This is a genomic window from Rhizomicrobium sp., assembly GCF_056722145.1.
In genome coordinates this window covers 1-2,635 of record NZ_JBWZET010000270.1, presented here as the reverse complement: position 1 = coordinate 2,635, position 2,635 = coordinate 1, and the positions used below count along the sequence as shown (strand labels likewise).

The following is a 2,635-nucleotide window of genomic DNA, read 5'->3' as shown; positions in this document are numbered from 1 at the left end:
GCGCGGGTGCGTGCGACGCTCGCCCATCAGGTGCCGAAAAATCTCGCCGGGCTCGGCGTCGATGCGCTATGGGAAAAGCTGTCGGTGATCCTGCTCAAGGCGGCGCGGCCGGTCAGCGCTGCCAACGGACATGTGCTGACCGTCTCGGGCAACAGCCTGCCGGTATCGGTGGTGTTCCGCAACATGGACGCGTCGGTGTCGGCGCAGGCCGCCGCGCACAAATACGCCGCCAAGCTGGGGCGCAAATTCGGACGTATCCAGAACTGCCGCGTCACGGTGGAAGCGCCCAAGCACGAGCATCGCAAGGTCAAGGAATTCCGCGTCGCCATCGACATGACGTTGCCTGGATGCGAAATCGCCGCCAAGGCGGCTTCGAGCGACGGCCCGGCGTTCGACGACCTCGGCACGGCGTTGCGTGACGCCTTTGCGACCGCGACGCGGCAGCTCCAGGATCATATCGGGCGGGTGAAAGGCGAAACCCTGCGCGAACGCCGCCACGCCGCACCACGGAACGCAGCCTGAACTTTCCTCCTGGGTCAAATCCGGGCTGGCGGTTTGAAAGAGAGCTCACGCGGAGCCGCGGAGGAGTATATCGTGCGAGCGGAGCCGCTGCCCGTTCCACGAAGAAAATTTCTCCGCGCCTCCGCGTGCCTCTTCTTTGATTTGCAGTGTTCTTTACCTGCTGTCGCGGTGCATCCATGGCAGCATCAGGCCGATGGGGATGATCCAGAGGGTGCCGGCGAGGAGGTAATAGAGAAAGCGCACCAGCGCCCCGGCGTGGGGCAGGAGGCGGACGCCGATGCCCATCGCCAGGCCGCAATAGATCACCAGCCAGACGAGGGCGATAAGCGTTCCGATCAGCTTTTTGAGGTGCGGGCTCATGCGGGTTTCACAAGACGTGAATTGACCGCCCGGCGGCGGATCACCTATCACTCTTGGTCATGAGCACGGCTGCGTCAACGAGCTTTCCCCGTTTGTCGAACGATCGCACCGTCGGGCTGTGGTTGCTGGCGGTGGCGGCGCTGATCGTCGCCATGCTGGCGGTCGGCGGCCTGACGCGGCTGACCGGCTCAGGACTTTCCATCACGGAATGGGACCCGATCATTGGCGCGCTGCCGCCGCTCAGTCATGCCGATTGGCAAGCCGCTTTCGCCAAGTATCAGCAAATCCCGCAATACCGGCTCGAAAACGCCGGCATGACCCTGGAGGCCTTCAAGGGCATCTTCTGGTGGGAGTGGGCGCACCGCTTCCTCGGCCGCGCCATCGGCTTCGTTTTCCTGGTGCCGTTCCTGTGGTTCGCCGCGACCGGCGCCATCGGGCGCAAAGACTGGCGGCGGATGCTGGCGCTGTTCCTGATGGGCGGGCTGCAAGGCTTCGTCGGCTGGTGGATGGTCGAGAGCGGACTTGAGATTCGAGTCGCGGTGTCGCAATACCGGCTGGCGATCCATCTCGGCGTTGCGGTGGCGTTGCTCGGCGCCATCCTGTGGGTGGCACTCGAATACCTGCGCGGGCGCAGCACGGCGCGGGCCGACAAGGCGACGCGGCTGGCCGGGTGGTTCACAGGGCTGGTGTTCGTTCAGATGCTGCTGGGTGCGCTGGTCGCCGGCCTGCACGCCGGGCTGATGTACAACACCTGGCCCGACATGGACGGGCGGCTGGTGCCGGAACGCGCCTTCAGCGACGGCTGGCTGAGCGTCTTCGAGAACCCGGGCCTTGCCCAGTTCGATCACCGCATGGTCGCCTATGGCGTCGCCGCGTTCGCATGGTTTTTCTGGTCGTGGCTGAGGACAAAACACCCGGCGCCGATGGCCCGGCGCGCCGCCAATACCGTGCTGGGCGTGACCGTGGCGCAGGTGGCGCTGGGCGTCTTCACATTGCTGTGGCAGGTGCCGGTGGCGCTGGCGGCGCTGCATCAGGTGGTGGCGGCGCTGCTGTTCTCGGCGGCGCTGTGGCTGACGTTCGAACTGAAGAGGGGGTTAAGATGCGTTGTGTGATGGCGGTTGCCGCGCTTGCGGTTGCGTTTGCGGCGGCGCACGCCGATCCGCTCGCCGAGGGGTTGGCCGGGAAAATCCAGTGCTATCGACCCAATCTGGAGAAGAAAACCTGCGGCGCGCTGTCGAGCTATTCGCTGCGGCGCGACGGGGCGATCCTCAACACCGCCGAGGTGCTGCTGTCGCCCAATCCGGTGCTGGTGATGAAAACGGTATCGACCGTGACCATGAAGGGCGAGGCGGTGTGCGGGCCGGTGCGCAAGGAAGACATTGATGTCGCGACCCTCACCGTCAACGGCGCCGCGCTGCCCGACGACCAAGCCGCCGCTTTGCGGGCGAAGATCGCGGGCGCCTTCAAGGATATGTTCGGCAAGGAAGTCTGCACCACCTACGTTCCTGTCGGCGACAAGCTGACTGCCCAGGTGACGCTCGACGGCAAACTCAAGCCGGAATATTCGCAGACGGTCGTCTGGGTGAAACCCGAAGACGGCTACACGGTCGGGCCGTAACCAGAACTGTCATCCCCGGCCGGAAGCCGCGTAGCGGCTGAAGGGGAAGGGGACCCAGGTTTTTTCGACAAGACGGTTGCAACGACGCGCACGAAATTCTGTGCGGTACTTTCAGCACTTTACGCGCGTTAATAC

4 protein-coding genes are annotated in these 2,635 nt (G+C 64.8%); 3 read left to right on the top strand and 1 reads right to left on the bottom strand.

Features of this window, described 5'->3' with window-relative positions; genetic code table 11:
- Positions 1 to 522: HPF/RaiA family ribosome-associated protein (locus AC1P6P_RS14205; RefSeq protein WP_481403098.1), on the top strand; the 522-nt coding region annotated here is incomplete at its 5' end.
- 153 nt (positions 523 to 675) lie between these two features.
- On the opposite strand, the gene AC1P6P_RS14200 is transcribed toward AC1P6P_RS14205, so the two are convergent.
- The gene (locus tag AC1P6P_RS14200) at positions 676 to 882 is read right to left on the bottom strand and encodes a DUF2842 domain-containing protein (protein WP_481403097.1); all 207 of its coding nucleotides are present in this window, start codon (positions 880 to 882) and stop codon (positions 676 to 678) included.
- Positions 883 to 974: 92 nt separating this feature from the next.
- On the opposite strand from AC1P6P_RS14200, the gene AC1P6P_RS14195 reads away from it, so the two are divergent.
- Together AC1P6P_RS14195 and AC1P6P_RS14190 are read left to right on the top strand one after the other, a co-directional pair.
- A complete protein-coding gene (locus AC1P6P_RS14195; RefSeq protein ID WP_481403096.1) occupies positions 975 to 1,994 on the top strand; it encodes a COX15/CtaA family protein in 1,020 nt (339 codons plus the stop codon).
- On the top strand, positions 1,982 to 2,500 hold the full coding sequence (locus tag AC1P6P_RS14190; RefSeq protein ID WP_481403095.1) for a hypothetical protein: 519 nt from the start codon (positions 1,982 to 1,984) through the stop codon (positions 2,498 to 2,500). Before AC1P6P_RS14195 ends, AC1P6P_RS14190 begins: the two co-directional genes overlap by 13 nt.
- Positions 2,501 to 2,635: the final 135 nt, after the last annotated feature.